At 40.9% G+C, this 14335-nt stretch carries 17 protein-coding genes and 1 other annotated feature; of the genes, 1 reads left to right on the top strand and 16 read right to left on the bottom strand.

Going from position 1 to position 14335, the window contains the following annotated elements; all coding sequences use genetic code 11:
• Positions 1–51: 51 nt before the first annotated feature.
• From BUB87_RS02390 to BUB87_RS02315, 16 genes are all read right to left on the bottom strand, one after another.
• On the bottom strand, positions 52–525 hold the full coding sequence (locus BUB87_RS02390; protein ID WP_073341509.1) for a GNAT family N-acetyltransferase: 474 nt from the start codon (positions 523–525) through the stop codon (positions 52–54).
• A 122-nt stretch (positions 526–647) separates the two neighbouring features.
• The gene (locus BUB87_RS02385) at positions 648–1304 is read right to left on the bottom strand and encodes an endonuclease III domain-containing protein (protein WP_073341508.1); all 657 of its coding nucleotides are present in this window, start codon (positions 1302–1304) and stop codon (positions 648–650) included.
• Between the two features lie 109 nt (positions 1305–1413).
• Positions 1414–2670 carry a UDP-N-acetylglucosamine 1-carboxyvinyltransferase gene (gene murA, locus BUB87_RS02380; protein WP_073341507.1) on the bottom strand — a complete coding sequence of 419 codons (1257 nt, stop codon included), beginning with the start codon at positions 2668–2670 and terminating at the stop codon, positions 1414–1416.
• Between the two features lie 15 nt (positions 2671–2685).
• Positions 2686–3417 (bottom strand): YwmB family TATA-box binding protein, encoded by a 732-nt coding sequence (locus BUB87_RS02375; protein ID WP_073341506.1) that lies wholly within the window; start codon positions 3415–3417, stop codon positions 2686–2688.
• A 159-nt stretch (positions 3418–3576) separates the two neighbouring features.
• Entirely contained in the window at positions 3577–3975 is a 399-nt protein-coding gene (locus tag BUB87_RS02370) for a hypothetical protein (RefSeq protein ID WP_073341505.1), read from the bottom strand.
• Between the two features lie 77 nt (positions 3976–4052).
• Entirely contained in the window at positions 4053–4328 is a 276-nt protein-coding gene (locus BUB87_RS02365; protein ID WP_084110791.1) for an AtpZ/AtpI family protein, read from the bottom strand.
• Positions 4325–5554 (bottom strand): [FeFe] hydrogenase H-cluster maturation GTPase HydF, encoded by a 1230-nt coding sequence (hydF, locus tag BUB87_RS02360; RefSeq protein ID WP_073341504.1) that lies wholly within the window; start codon positions 5552–5554, stop codon positions 4325–4327. The genes BUB87_RS02365 and hydF overlap by 4 nt, the downstream gene beginning before the upstream one ends.
• A 20-nt stretch (positions 5555–5574) precedes the next feature.
• Positions 5575–6978, bottom strand: coding sequence for an aspartate ammonia-lyase (locus BUB87_RS02355; RefSeq protein WP_073341503.1), 1404 nt, complete (start codon positions 6976–6978; stop codon positions 5575–5577).
• 38 nt (positions 6979–7016) lie between these two features.
• Positions 7017–8168 carry a non-hydrolyzing UDP-N-acetylglucosamine 2-epimerase gene (gene wecB / locus BUB87_RS02350; RefSeq protein ID WP_073341502.1) on the bottom strand — a complete coding sequence of 384 codons (1152 nt, stop codon included), beginning with the start codon at positions 8166–8168 and terminating at the stop codon, positions 7017–7019.
• A gap of 13 nt (positions 8169–8181) precedes the next feature.
• A complete protein-coding gene (locus BUB87_RS02345; RefSeq protein WP_073341501.1) occupies positions 8182–9222 on the bottom strand; it encodes a glycosyltransferase family 4 protein in 1041 nt (346 codons plus the stop codon).
• Between the two features lie 94 nt (positions 9223–9316).
• On the bottom strand, positions 9317–9754 hold the full coding sequence (locus BUB87_RS02340; protein ID WP_073341500.1) for a deoxycytidylate deaminase: 438 nt from the start codon (positions 9752–9754) through the stop codon (positions 9317–9319).
• Positions 9755–9768: 14 nt separating this feature from the next.
• Positions 9769–10416, bottom strand: a complete 648-nt coding sequence (gene upp, locus BUB87_RS02335; protein WP_073341499.1) for a uracil phosphoribosyltransferase — start codon at positions 10414–10416, stop codon at positions 9769–9771.
• An 11-nt stretch (positions 10417–10427) separates the two neighbouring features.
• Entirely contained in the window at positions 10428–10868 is a 441-nt protein-coding gene (rpiB, locus tag BUB87_RS02330; protein ID WP_073341498.1) for a ribose 5-phosphate isomerase B, read from the bottom strand.
• Entirely contained in the window at positions 10865–11341 is a 477-nt protein-coding gene (locus tag BUB87_RS02325) for a low molecular weight protein arginine phosphatase (protein WP_073341497.1), read from the bottom strand. Before BUB87_RS02325 ends, rpiB begins: the two co-directional genes overlap by 4 nt.
• Before the next feature lie 10 nt (positions 11342–11351).
• Positions 11352–12404: an L-threonylcarbamoyladenylate synthase gene (locus BUB87_RS02320; protein ID WP_073341496.1), complete on the bottom strand. Its 1053-nt coding sequence runs from the start codon at positions 12402–12404 to the stop codon at positions 11352–11354.
• A 14-nt stretch (positions 12405–12418) separates the two neighbouring features.
• Positions 12419–13153: a ZIP family metal transporter gene (locus tag BUB87_RS02315; RefSeq protein ID WP_073341495.1), complete on the bottom strand. Its 735-nt coding sequence runs from the start codon at positions 13151–13153 to the stop codon at positions 12419–12421.
• A 121-nt stretch (positions 13154–13274) separates the two neighbouring features.
• Positions 13275–13514: a binding site (T-box leader), on the top strand.
• A gap of 52 nt (positions 13515–13566) precedes the next feature.
• Here BUB87_RS02315 and BUB87_RS02310 point away from each other — a divergent pair.
• On the top strand, positions 13567–14079 hold the full coding sequence (locus BUB87_RS02310; RefSeq protein ID WP_073341494.1) for a tryptophan transporter: 513 nt from the start codon (positions 13567–13569) through the stop codon (positions 14077–14079).
• The last annotated feature ends 256 nt before the right edge of the window (positions 14080–14335 follow it).

Genomic DNA, 14335 nt, shown 5'->3' with positions numbered 1-14335 from the left:
GTTAAGGCCGTATCCGATTTTTTCGAACACGGCCATATTTTAAGCCACATTTTAAAGCTTCAACATGCCTCTATATATCCCTGGAACTGATCCCTCTATAATCACAGCTCCAACACATCTGGAATAAAAATCCACAGGTCCAGCGCCACCTATTATGGCATAACCGTAACCTTCATTAGCCATAGCGTGCAAGCAAGCCAGCAATATAGCTTTACCAATCCCCTTGCCTCGCCAGGACTCCTCCACACCTGTGGGACCAAAAAAATCCTTATATGTAGCATCATAACAACCAAAACCTATGATGTTACCTTCCTTTACCGCTATGTAACATGAGACCGGATGATTAGAAAATGCCACTTCGCACTCGCTGGCCCATCCTTCTCCAAAGGTTTTACGGACCCAGTTCACAACAACGTGCTTTTCAGGAGCGATAGCCCTTCGAATCTCAATTCCCTGCTCCTTTTGTCTTTGTAGAGCGGGAGCCAGATCCGGAAGATCGTACAATTTTACCAGCATATCCGGCATGATAATATTCCCCCTTCTATTCATAAATTAAAATTAGTCGATTGCAAAACCCAAAAATGATGTAAAAAATATTATACGCCTATTATACTATAATCATTATTCAATAAAAAGATTGAGTTGAACTACTTGCGCCAGTATTTGCATATATCACTCAAAGGGCAAGCGTTACACTTAGGCTTTCTGGAAGTGCAAAAGTCTTTCCCCTCTGCCACTATCAATGCATGGTATTCGTTGAACATATCCACATCAGGCGGCAGATTTCCCATAAAAAAGTCCTGCATACTCTGATAATCCTCATCTTCCCTAAAATAACCCAGCCGATGAAAAATCCTCCTTGTATAGGCATCCACCACAAATATAGGCTTTTTGGCAGCATATAAAATTATGGAATCCGCAGTTTCTTTTCCGATACCTTTTATACTTAGCAATTCCGCCCTTAAATCATACATTTCTTTATTAAAAAGTTTAAATATATTGCAGCCGTAATTTTCTTTTAGATGGTTGCAAAACCTTTTAAGTTTTTCTGCCTTTTGGTTGTAATACAACGTGGATTTTATTAGCTCAGCTAACCTTCCCTTATCCACATCTGCGATTCCTTGTATCGTCAATATACCTTCTTTTTTTAAATTCTGTATGGCAGTTTCGACGTTTTTCCAAGAAACGCTTTGTGTTAATATGGCTCCCACGACAACCTCAAATTCTGATTCCGCAGGCCACCAATGCTGTGGCCCAAAGTACCTATATAATCTATCGTATATGTGTAGTAGCTCTTTCTTCATCGTCTTCTCCCTTATAAGCTTACTTCTATTTTATATATTATTTGAATAATAGTATACAACAAAAAAAGGGCCTGTACAACGATAAGCCCTTGTCTTTGTACTGTACTCACTAATCCTGGACACGATTTATGATTGCGCCCAACCCCTTTAACTTTTCCTCAAGTCTCTCATACCCTCTATCTATGTGAAATATATCGGTTATTTCTGACTTTCCTTCAGCTACAAGGCCAGCCAATACCAGTGCTGCCCCTGCTCTCAAGTCAGTAACTTTCACCTGAGCCCCTGTCAATTTTGGAACGCCTTCAACAATGGCGCTGCGGCCTTCGATCTTGATCTTTGCTCCCATCCTTTTTAATTCTTCCACATGTAAAAAGCGATTTTCAAATATCGTTTCAATAATTATGCTGTTGCCTCTGGCAACACTCATCAAAGCCATAAATGGAGCCTGCATATCTGTTGGAAATCCAGGATACGGAAGTGTTTTTACATCCGTAGCTTTTAAGCAGCCATCACTTCTTACTCTGACCGAATTACCATAGGGTATTATCTCTACCCCAGCCTCTTTAAGCTTAGCCGCTATTGAAACCACATGATCCATGATGACATTGTCAATTACAATATCTCCACCCGTAATAGCTCCCGCCGCCATAAATGTACCAACTTCAATCCGATCAGGAATAACTCTATGTTCGGCAGAGCCTAACTGCTTCACACCTTCTATTTTAATCGTATCTGTACCCGCACCTTTTATCTTTGCTCCCATTTTATTTAAAAAATTGGCCAGATCCACAATCTCAGGCTCTTCCGCAGCATTCTCTATCACTGTTTGACCTTCAGCAAAACATGCTGCCATCATTATGTTCTCGGTAGCTCCCACGCTGGGGAAATCAAGGTATATAGTCGTCCCTCTTAATTTCTTAGCCCTGGCTTCTATATATCCGTGCTCCTGTATTATTTCTGTACCTAAGGCTGAAAAACCTTTTAAATGCAGGTCCACAGGCCTTACCCCTATATTGCAACCACCAGGCATATACATTCTGGCCCTTCCTGTTCTGGCCAGTAAAGCACCCATGATGAGAAAAGACGCTCTCATCTTTTTTACCAAATCATTGGGAGCTTCACACGTTAAAATCCTTGGAGTGATAATCTCGATAATTCCTCTTCCTTTATACTGCACCTGACTGCCGATGGCATCAAGCACATCTTTCATGACATCCACATCTTCAAGATTGGGTATATCTTGTAACACAATATTTCCTTCGCTCATTAGCGACGCTGCCATAATCGGAAGTACAGAATTTTTAGCACCGCTCACCTTTACATGACCTTTTAATGGTGGGCTTTTTTCTACTATTAATCTGGCCACACCTCCTCAACTCCTTCAATATTCACTTGTGATAATGGGCGAACCAATATAAATATGAGTTTTATCATCATAACTGCTGTATCTTAAAGCCACATTTATATTTATTTTCTCACCACCTATCGCGATATATTCTTTTATTTCTGGCGAATAAGCTGTTGTGCTTATAAAATTGCCGTAATAGCCTTCATTTATTACTGACCCATGTATTGAATTGATTACCTTATTTTTTATTGCTTCTAATTCATTATAAGATTTTCGTCCGTCAAAGGTTCCTTCACAGAGTATTGAAATTTCCGGTTTTTTGTTGTAATTTTCAAATACCCTTTCTATATCGGTTTTATCATTTATATACTGAAAGTCATCCAAGTACTCATCCACTATTAAATAGGTCTGTGGAACATCTTCATGTAACGACTGAAATATCACAACTACCCTCTTTTCATCACCTGAGTATTCCATCTTTACTTCTCTAAATGTATTATAGTCTTTTTCAGTTAATTTCACATTCTCAAGATTCAATTCCTTTCTGATATCCTCTATCCATTTTTTCATGAGATCTATACCAATAAATTTCTCCTGAACAATAGCCCACCCATTGATGTTAATCGTATTGATTTTCGCGCCACTGTATCTAAATGCTTTTTGAACCGACTCCTCCATCGGTTTGTTCTCATAAGACATAACCGGATTATAACCCAAAATTATAAATATCAAAATCATTATTCCTATAATAATCTTTTTTACCAAAATAACACACCTCCAAGGTCAAAAATATAGCGGCAAGGTAGGCAAATTTACAAGGGGGAGAATAAATTCACCTGTGTACTTGCCGCTTACATTTATAATTATTGACATCATCGCCCAATTTTATACACCGATATAAAATCTATAACACAAAATTTGGCTTCATTGCATCATCGCATTTATATAATTTCTTACATAACAAACAATGCTATCCATAACTATTATCAATATCACCAGAACAATGCCTATTAAAGCACCGTAAAACATCTCTAAATCGTGATTTATAATGAGAATTAAAATGATTGCAGCAACCCCGTATCTCATACCAAAACTCAGAAAAGCCAATGGTTTAGCCACAGATACGTGAATAGCATGCAATGACAAAACATGGGCTGTAATGTGTGCAAGGTGATAAATACCTGCCATATACATTCCATGACCTATAGCAAATCCATAAAATAGCGCATGCTTACCCGTCAGCAAAAAATATAAAGAAAGAATTATGAAAGCGATTGCCGTTTCTTTCAGCAACTCCCTCACGCTTATACCATTTTCGTCCATATAGAATTCCCCCTTTCCCCCTTAGTTTTATTATAGCATAATAATTTAATAATCTACATTTAAAAAAAGCGCTAAGTTTAGCGCTTTTTTCTCATTCCTGAACTTCTGAGAGCAATTCTTATCATATTGTAAAAACCATCTATAAGCCCTAATATCAAAAACACAAAAATAAATATATGACCCCTGCCAAACCTCTCATCAATGTAATACCCTAGTAGTGTTCCACCAATGATCGGTATAGCAATAGCAAAACCTATATATGAAAAAAGTCCGGCGTAATAAAGGAAATTCCTGTTATTAATCTCCATCGCTCCTTTCACAAGCTTTAAGTCTATGGCTACCCCAAATTTCAAATCAGTCCCTTAAAAGTCATACTGGCCAACGGAAATGGATCCAATGCCCTATCCAGAACACCCATCACGTAAGCTATAAGTACGCCATAATTTACTATAGGCACACCCTTTTCAGCCGCTACCGAAAGCCTGTACATCATCTCTCTCCTGTTGATCATACAGCCGCCACAGTGCACGATGAGCCTGTACTCCTGCAGGTTGTCCGGAAAATCCCCTCCACTAACCCAGTGGAATTCAAGATCACCACCTACAAGCTGCCTCAACCACCTGGGTATCTTTACTGTGGCAATATCATCGGACTGTCTGTGATGGGTACAAGCTTCCGCTATAAGAACCTTATCGCCAGGCTTGAGGGCCTCAATAGCTTTGGCACCCGCTACCAGCTGATTCAAATCCCCTTTATAGCGGGCAAAAAGTATGGAAAATGATGTCATCGGAATATCTTTGGGGGTGTCAGCATCTACTTTTAAAAATGCCTGAGAATCGGTTATCACCAAAGCAGGTTTCTGATTAAGACTCTCCAGCGTTCTCTTTAACTCATGCTCTTTTGTTACCACGGCAATGGCATCGTGATCCAGCAGATCCCTTATGACCTGCTGTTGCGGCAATATCAACCTACCTTTAGGAGCCGCTTTATCTATAGGAACCACCAGAACAGCTATCTGGCCATCCCGTACTAGATCTCCTACTATGCTCATCTCCGTATCATCGTAAGGTGCATTGACTACAATAGCCCTTTTTAAATTGCTTATGCCGCTTTTGGAAACCGCACTCACCCTGACGAAATTGATGCCCAGATCTTTCTCCCACGCTTTAAGTACTTCGTCAGATATATTATGCAGATCGGTTTTATTGATAACACCGACCACCGGCACTTTTTTCTCCCTTATTTTATTCAAAAGCTCCTTCTCGTAATCGCCAATCCCTGTTGATGAATCCACAACCAATACAGCTAGATCCGTTTTGTTTAATACCTCATAGGTCTTTTTTACCCTCATTTGACCCAATTCGCCCACATCATCAATGCCCGCCGTATCAATAAATACCACAGGGCCGATAGGTAATAGCTCCATAGCCTTATACACCGGGTCCGTTGTGGTGCCGGCTACATCAGAAACCAGTGCTACATTTTGATTGGTAAGCGCATTTATGATACTGGATTTACCAGCATTTCTTCTCCCAAATATGGCGATATGCAGCCTTTCCGATTTTGGCGTTGCATTCATAATCATCACCTCTTGATACTTTATCCATTAATCACTTTGATCCCTGGTTTTGTCATCTCATAAGGATTAAGCGCCTTCTCCAGTTCTTCTTTGCCCATAAGGCCCATCTCAAGAACCACTTGTTTTACAGATTTATTGGTCTCCCTACACACTGAAGCCACCCTTGTAGCATTATCATAACCAATGTATGGTGTTAATGCTGTCACCAGACCCACGCTCTCAAATACATATCTGTGGCATCTCTCCACATCAGCTTCAATCCCTGATATACACCTTTCTATAAAAACCCTTACGGCATTTGTCATCATCTCAATAGAATCCAGAAGATTTGACGCAATAAGCGGCATCATAGCATTGAGCTCCAGCTGCCCCGCTTCGGCCGCCATAGTAATGGTAAGGTCATTGCCAATTACCTGATACGCCACCATATTTATCATCTCAGGTATTATGGGATTTACTTTTCCCGGCATTATAGACGATCCCGCCTGCATAGCAGGCAGCTTTATCTCTCCAAACCCGCACTCAGGCCCTGACGACATAAGCCTGAGATCGCTGGCTATCTTGCTCAAATTCACCGCTGCAGACTTTAAAAGCCCTGATACCTCTACAAACACATCAGCATTTTGTATTCCATCCATCATGTATTCCGCTCTAGCAAGACCCAGGCCTGTTAGATCTCTTAAAATATCAATAACCATGTATATATAACGGACATCTGCGTTAAGGCCTGTTCCTACAGCCGTCCCACCTAAGGGAACCTGCCTCAGCCTTTCCTCAACCTTGTAAAGCCTCCAGCGATCCCTGGCTATGGCCTGAGCGTATGCTCCAAACTCCTGTCCCAGCATGATGGGTACAGCGTCTTGAAGTTCTGTCCTGCCCATCTTAATTACCGAAGAAAATTGGTTTTCTTTTTGTTGTAAAGCCTCCTGCAAATCAGCGAATTCTTCACTGAGCGGCTTTAAAAGGTTTATAGCCGCAATTCTAAGAGCCGTAGGGTATACATCATTGGTAGATTGAGACAAATTGACGTGGTTAATAGGGTGCACCAAACTATAATCGCCTTTGTGTCCTTTCAGCTGCTCTATAGCCACATTGGCAATAACTTCATTTACATTCATATTAGTAGATGTTCCGGCACCACCCTGAATCCTATCCACTATAAACTGATCAGCAAACTCACCTGCAAGTATCCTATCGCATGCTGTTATTATTGCATTTCCAATCTCTCTTTTGAGCAATCCCAGCTTCATATTGGCCATGGCAGCTGCTTTTTTTACCATAACCATAGCCTTTATCAATTCCCTGTGGACAGGCCTGCCGGTTATGGGGAAATTATAAGCAGCCCTCAGGGTATTTATGCCATAATAAGCCTCTTCAGGCACCTCCATCTCACCTAATAAGTCATGCTCCACTCTGTACCTCATAACGCATCTCCCCTCAACAATAGCAAAATGCCGCATTATTAAACCTGCGGCATAAATTCCTCTGGCTTTTCAGCTGTTAGCCCGAATTTATATTTTATCGCCTGTACAATACGCTTTGAGGCATATCCATCTCCATATGGATTAATGGCATTAGCCATCCTGGCGTATTCAGCTTGATCATCAAGCAATTTCATAACATTTTTGACTATCACTTCTTTTTCCGTTCCCACCAACCTCACCGTTCCGGCCTCTACTGCCTCAGGTCTCTCAGTAACATCCCGCAAAACCAGAACAGGCTTGCCCAGTGACGGCACCTCTTCCTGAAGCCCACCTGAATCCGTCATCACAAAATAGGAGCGCTTAATGAGGTTGTGCATATCCACCATGCTCAACGGGTCTAAAAGCATAACCCGCTCAGCAGAACCTAGGATCTTAAAGACCACATCCCTCACAGCAGGATTTAAATGAACAGGGTATATCACTAAAACATCTTTATACCTTTGCACAATATCCAGTACGGCATAACATATGTTCTCAAGAGGCTTACCCCAATTTTCTCTCCTGTGAGCCGTCATGGTTATAACCCTGTAGGATTTATAATCAACATCATTTAAAGCCTGGTTTTCAAATAAGTGTCCCTCTTTTACTGTCCACTTGAGAGCATCAATAACCGTATTACCCGTCACGTAAATACTGCCCTCAGCAATTCCTTCGTCCAAGAGATTTGCTTTGGCAGACGCCGTAGGCGCAAAATGCATATCAGCCAATGGAGCTGTAAGCCTCCTGTTCATTTCTTCAGGGTATGGGAAAAATTTGTCGTGGGTCCTCAACCCCGCTTCCACGTGGCCCACCATCACCTTATGATAATACGCCGAAAGAGCAGCTGCAAAGGTGGTCGTGGTATCTCCATGGACCAGTACCAGATCAGGTTTCTCTCTTTCCAGTACATCATCCATGCCCAGCAACACCCTTGATGTAATCTGTGATAATGTCTGCCTTGAGCTCATGATATTCAAATCATAATCAGGCTTTATATCAAAATAGTTCAAAACCTGATCAAGCATATCCCTGTGCTGAGCCGTAACACATACCTTTGAATTTATATCAGTATTGCCATCTAATTCTTTTATCAATGGCGCCATCTTTATCGCTTCAGGTCTGGTCCCAAAGACACTTATAATTTTTAGCATTATAATCCTCCATCTACCTCGTTATACCTCTATACCTATCATCGTTTAGACCTATAAGATTCATGCGCTTTGTCAAAATCATCGCCAGCAAAATCACCAATGAAATGACCAGAATACCTGTCAGTGTATTCCCAGCACTGACGACAATGGCACTTATACCTAGCACTATACAAATAATATACATATAGATAACAGCCCGCCTCTGGCTCATGCCCATATCTAGAAGTCTATGGTGAATATGTCCTTTGTCCGCCTGCATGATGGGCATTCCCTTTATACTTCTCCTGATAATAGAAACTATCATATCAAATATCGGCAGGCCCAAAACCAGTACAGGTACGATTATAGCTATAGCTGCTGCTCCCTTTATGGCTCCTTCCACCGATATGACCGAAAGTATAAAGCCCAACAACAATGCCCCTGTATCTCCCATGAATATCTTCGCCGGATTAAAATTGAAAGGCAAAAATCCCAATGCAGAACCCGCTGTGATAATCGTCAAAATTGCCGCTATATCCCTGCTATTGAGAAGGGAAACAATAAATAAGAAAAATGACGCAATGCCTGCAACGCCGGCCGCCAGCCCGTCCAATCCATCTATAAGATTTAAAGTATTGGTTATAGCCACAATCCATATCAAGGTAATAGGATAAGCCCAAAGTCCAAGATTTATACTATCTCCAAACGGATTAGAAATGACATTTATCCTCATCCCGTACACCATGACCACTACCGCAGCCATTATCTGTCCAAATAATTTAGCAATAGCACTGAGTTCATATTTGTCATCCAAAACGCCTACGATAATTATTATTGTCGAACCAATCAATAATCCTAATATATGAGAGTTTTTAGGCACAAAAATAATAGCCCCCACTAAAAAAGACAAATAGATAGAAAGGCCACCCAATAAAGGTACAGGCTTTTTATGTACCCTCCTCTCATCCTTAGGCACGTCGATAGCGCCAATCGCATATGCAATTTTCTTTGCAAGAGGTGTAAATACGCATGTCAATAAAAACGCGATAACAAAGGCAAGGATATATTTTAACATTTTATCATCCTTCCATGCTCATTCTACCATAATAAGATATACATAATAAGTATATAATAGTAACATACATAAGTCAATAACGCCAAACTATTGTTTACATCTTGTTAACATTTATACCTGCTTCATTTAACAGTTTAATGGCAAACTCATCAGGATAATCTCCTTTGTATATAACCCGTATAATTCCTGCATTTATTATCATTTTGGCGCACAATGAACATGGCTGATTTGTTACATATATTGATGAACCTTTTATGCTCACTCCTGACATAGCTGCCTGAATTATGGCATTCTGCTCCGCATGCAGACCTCTACACAGTTCATGCCTTTCGCCTGATGGTATATTCATCTGATCTCTCAAGCATCCTACCTCAGAACAATGAGCTATCCCAGATGGTGCACCATTATAACCCGTTGCCAGTATGCGCTTGTCTTTGACTATCACAGCGCCCACATGCCTCCTTAAACAAGTAGACCTTTTCATGACTACGTGGGCTATTTCCATAAAATATTCATCCCAATCAGGCCTCATACACGTCATCTCCATTATTTCGTACCAAAAAGTCTGTCACCAGCATCTCCTAAACCAGGCACAATATAGCCGTGTTCATTTAACCTCTCATCGACAGCTGCTACAAATATCTCAATCTCTGGATATTTTTCCGTAACCGCTTTTATCCCCTCAGGCGCTGCAATAAGATTGACAAGTTTAATATTTCGTATATCAGCACCTCTTTGAAGCAAAAAATAAATAGCCGCAACCGCCGACCCACCTGTCGCCAGCATAGGATCTACGACAATAAGTTCTCTCTCATTTATATCTGTAGGCAGTTTACAGTAATATTCCACCGGTTTTAAGGTCTCAGGATCCCTATAAATTCCTATATGGCCAACCTTTGCAGCAGGCACCAGCTTTAAAATACCATTTACCATGCCAAGCCCTGCCCTCAAGATTGGGATAACACCGAGCTTCTTACCCGAAAGCATTTTTGCCTTAGTTTTGCAAATCGGCGTCTCGATCTCAATCTCTTCTAGTGGCAAATCCCTGGTCACCTCATATGCCATAAACATAGATATTTCTTCTACCAGGTCTTTAAAATCTTTTGTTCCTGTATTTTTATCCCTGATTATAGAAAGCTTGTGTTGAATCATAGGATGATCGACAACGTGAACATTCTTGCAGTAATCGTACATAAAGATCCTCCTCAATATTTTTTCTCAAGTTGCGCTATCTTGTCTATTCTCCTTTGATGCCTCTCTCCTTGGAATCTGGCATTAAGCCATTCTTCTACGATCATTATAGCAAGCCCTTTACCTACAACCCTTCCTCCAAGGCACAAAACATTTGCATTGTTATGTTCTTTGGCCATCCTGGCAGAATAACTATCACTGCAATTAGCAGCCCTTATGCCATGTATTTTATTGGCTGCTATTGAAATACCAATGCCCGTCCCACAGCAAAGTATACCTCTATCACATTGCCCTGATATAATAGCCTCACCCACCTTCTCAGCCATATCGGGATAATCCACTGGCTCTTCTGAGAAAGTACCAAAATCTTTTACCTCATAACCTTTTTGCATTAAATACTTTTTTATCTCTTCTTTCAGTTCATAACCACCGTGGTCGGCACCTAATGCTATCATCCTTTCTCCTCCTCACTTATAGCCAAGATTTTATCAATGGACTTCTCAAGAGCTTCTTTTATCTCCTGAGCACTATTGCGGTATACATCTATGGTCTTACCAAATGGGTCAAGTATATCTTTTTCCTCCATCTGAGCAAACTCTTTTAAGGTAAACACCTTATTCTCAGCTTGCGGAACGATACTCAAGATCTGTCTTTTGTGTTCGCTCGTCATGGTCAGTATAAGATCTGATTTTTCTATCATTTCCCTTGTCAAAGCCCGGGATCTATGGGGTGACATATCTATACCCAGCTCTTTCATTACCTCAATAGCTTCAGGTGAAGCCATAGCACCTGGAAAAGCGCTTATACCTGCTGACAATACCTTGATCCCTTTGACATCCCCCCTTTTGTTTAACATATCGCGAAATATATATTCGGCCATGCTACTCCTGCAAGTATTTCCCGTACAGACAAATAACACTGTCTTCATAATGACCTCCTCATAAATTCAAAATCTTATAACCAGCCGCCTTTACCAGGCGATTCATTATGGCCAAACCCAAACCTTCTTCATCAATAGCCTCGGCGTATATTATGTCCACCCCTGCATTATCAAATTCCCTGAGGACATCAAAAAGATTGCGAGCGATACCCAATGCATCTTCGCGATCACCAACCACCACTATCTTACCATATTTATACATTTTATGTGTCTGCGCTGTAGCCATTATACCCACTTTTTTACCCTCTGACAAGTCTTTTTCTGCTAAAGCATTGATTTTTTTGACTACCTCATCTATCCGGCCTTTAACGATGTAAACTTCCGCTTCAGGAGAATAGTGCTTATATTTCATACCAGGAGCCCTTGGCCTAAAATCCTCCTTCATAACCTCTCCCTTTATTGTCGGATCAATAGCCACTTCGCCAATGGCATCCCTTATCTGTTCAGATGTTATACCTCCTGGTCTCAATATCATGGGAACAGACTGCGTCACGTCGATGACTGTGGACTCAACCCCCACATCACAGCTCCCACCATCTATTATGGCATCTATTTTACCATTTAAATCTTCAAGGACGTGCTCTGCCTTGGTTGGACTGGGCTTCCCTGAAATATTTGCACTGGGAGCCGCTATTGGCACGCCGCACTCCTTTATAAAAGCCCTCGCCACCGGATGGCTTGGTATCCTAATACCTACAGAATCCAAACCCGCAGTTATTACATCAGGTATTATATTCTTTTTTTTAAACACCAGAGTCATAGGACCGGGCCAAAATTTATCCATCAATGTCCTGGCATTGTCAGGTACTTTTTGCGCATATTTATAAACATCTTCAATATCTGAAATATGTACGATTAGCGGATTATCCTGTGGCCTTCCTTTAGCCTCAAAAATCTTCCTCACTGCCAAGGGATTTAATGCATTAGCTCCCAATCCATACACAGTTTCTGTAGGAAAAGCTACAATACCGCCATTTAATATATATTTTGCAGCTTCCCTTAATACATCCACTTCAGGTTGTTCTTTACTCACGCGAAAAATTTTTGTCATCTGTTCAACCCTCTTTATCTAAAAATTCTCGTGATTATTATACCTCCAATCACGCCAAAAATCATCCCGAGAACCGAAATTCTTCCTCTGTATATATTCCTTGAGCGTGGGATCATCTCTCCACATGTAACATACAACATGGCACCGCCTGCAAAACCCATGGATTGCGAAATTACCATAGGCGATATCTTCCCCAAATACAAACCTATAAGCACAGCCACACCTGTAGGTATGCCTGATAGCACGGTGTACATAAACACCTTAAATTTATTTACCCCGCCAATGCTCATAGGTGCCGCCATGGCGATACCTTCAGGAATATCGTGTAACCCTATTACAAGCATCAAACTCATTCCCAGTTCTTTCGACGTGGAAAAACTGGTCCCAATCGCCAAACCTTCAGGAAAATTGTGTACTGCAATAGCCATACCCATTAATACACCCATTTTTATATAATCAATTCCTTTCATATTGTGATTATTCGGTAGCACTTCGCCTACCCACATATCAAAATACGTCACCAGCAAAACGCCTATAACCATGCCTACAATCCCATTAATCAATCCCCCTACCTCAAAGGCCTCAGGTAAAAGATCAAAGCACACCACAGCCAGCATCAAACCACCAGCAAAACCCAGTGTGGTACTTATAAGCCTGTTAGTAGGTTTTTTATAAATAAAAGCCACAAGACCTCCAATTCCTGTGCCAATAATCCCCACGAAAAAGCTAAAAATTATCATATTTAACATAGCAAAGTCTCCTTTCCCCAACTTGTTACAATGTATTCTCCAGATAGTACAAATATGATTTTAAAAATATATTGCAAATTGGGGTTAGTTATGATATATTATAATAGAGATTGAATATAATATAAAATCGATGAACGGAAATAGTAAATGCGCGGATTGGTCAAAGCGAGTCGGGATGGTGGAAGCCGATACCTTAAGCGCATTGAATGGGTCCGGGAGATGCGTGGTGAATTTTAGTAGCCATAGCCAGGGTTGGTCTCCTGTTAACAAAGACCGGGTATATATGCTGGGCATATGTACCTTGAGTGAGGCACAGCCTAATTGGGGTGGTACCGCGGAAGTAAAGCATTTCGTCCCTTGCGATGAAATGCTTTTATTTTTTATATTAAATTATCTAAGGGGGTATTATTTTTATGAAGTTAAGACAGGAGATAACTATCGCTCTGCTGATAGCAATAGGTCTTCTCCTTCATTACCTTACGCCGCCGATTTTCGCAGGAGTTAAGCCCGATCTTTTGCTGTCAATGATGTTTATCTGCATCGTATTGTTCCCAACGGTCAAAAACACGTTAATAACAGCTTTCTTAAGTGGACTTTTTACCGCTCTAACCACAGGTATGCCCGGTGGGCAAATCCCTAACTTTATCGAAAAGTTCATAACCGCATTTATCGTATTGCTTCTGTTTTACGGCCTGGGTAAACTCCACAATCAGATCAAATTGGGGATTCTTTCTCTCTTAGGCACATGCATAAGCGGAACTGTATTTTTAACTCTCGCTGCACTATTTGGCGCATTTAAGATGTCTATATTTGGTCCCACTTTTGTAGCTGTAGTCATCCCTGCTGCTATACTCAATTTTGTCGTGACATATATCCTTTACAATTTGGTTCTGGCAGCCAAAAAGGCAGCGAATGTCAGTTTCTAAACTATCCAGCTCCTTAAGTTTAAAAAGAGCGCGAAATGCGCTCTTTTTTGACATTTGTCCAAAACACGTCTTTTAATATCAATTTGTTGTGAAAATGCCATTTTCCAAGTAGTGTAAAGTTTTTTCATGTGACATCCTCTCTCCACCGAGGTGGAGAGCATCCCCAGATCAAGCACCTTCTGTATCGTTCTCGGCCTATGGGGTTTGCCATAGATGCATTACCGTCGATACAAACAGTAGCCAATCTCGGGTACCT

Origin of the sequence: Caldanaerobius fijiensis DSM 17918, assembly GCF_900129075.1 — a bacterium.
GTDB classification, from domain to species: Bacteria; Bacillota; Thermoanaerobacteria; order Thermoanaerobacterales; family Caldanaerobiaceae; genus Caldanaerobius; species Caldanaerobius fijiensis.
The sequence above is the reverse complement of the archived record's forward strand: the minus strand, read 5'-3'. Positions and strand labels throughout refer to the sequence as shown.

What these genes read in the sequence shown, in the direction of transcription:
- BUB87_RS02390 (WP_073341509.1), bottom strand. Translation starts at nt 525, where the DNA reads ATGCCGGATATGCTGGTAAAATTGTACGATCTTCCGGATCTGGCTCCC.
- BUB87_RS02385 (WP_073341508.1), bottom strand. Translation starts at nt 1,304, where the DNA reads ATGAAGAAAGAGCTACTACACATATACGATAGATTATATAGGTACTTT.
- BUB87_RS02370 (WP_073341505.1), bottom strand. Translation starts at nt 3,975, where the DNA reads ATGGACGAAAATGGTATAAGCGTGAGGGAGTTGCTGAAAGAAACGGCA.
- hydF (WP_073341504.1), bottom strand. Translation starts at nt 5,554, where the DNA reads ATGAATGCAACGCCAAAATCGGAAAGGCTGCATATCGCCATATTTGGG.
- BUB87_RS02355 (WP_073341503.1), bottom strand. Translation starts at nt 6,978, where the DNA reads ATGAGGTACAGAGTGGAGCATGACTTATTAGGTGAGATGGAGGTGCCT.
- wecB (WP_073341502.1), bottom strand. Translation starts at nt 8,168, where the DNA reads ATGCTAAAAATTATAAGTGTCTTTGGGACCAGACCTGAAGCGATAAAG.
- BUB87_RS02345 (WP_073341501.1), bottom strand. Translation starts at nt 9,222, where the DNA reads ATGTTAAAATATATCCTTGCCTTTGTTATCGCGTTTTTATTGACATGC.
- BUB87_RS02340 (WP_073341500.1), bottom strand. Translation starts at nt 9,754, where the DNA reads ATGAGGCCTGATTGGGATGAATATTTTATGGAAATAGCCCACGTAGTC.
- upp (WP_073341499.1), bottom strand. Translation starts at nt 10,416, where the DNA reads ATGTACGATTACTGCAAGAATGTTCACGTTGTCGATCATCCTATGATT.
- rpiB (WP_073341498.1), bottom strand. Translation starts at nt 10,868, where the DNA reads ATGATAGCATTAGGTGCCGACCACGGTGGTTATGAACTGAAAGAAGAG.
- BUB87_RS02325 (WP_073341497.1), bottom strand. Translation starts at nt 11,341, where the DNA reads ATGAAGACAGTGTTATTTGTCTGTACGGGAAATACTTGCAGGAGTAGC.
- BUB87_RS02320 (WP_073341496.1), bottom strand. Translation starts at nt 12,404, where the DNA reads ATGACAAAAATTTTTCGCGTGAGTAAAGAACAACCTGAAGTGGATGTA.
- BUB87_RS02315 (WP_073341495.1), bottom strand. Translation starts at nt 13,153, where the DNA reads ATGTTAAATATGATAATTTTTAGCTTTTTCGTGGGGATTATTGGCACA.
- BUB87_RS02310 (WP_073341494.1), top strand. Translation starts at nt 13,567, where the DNA reads ATGAAGTTAAGACAGGAGATAACTATCGCTCTGCTGATAGCAATAGGT.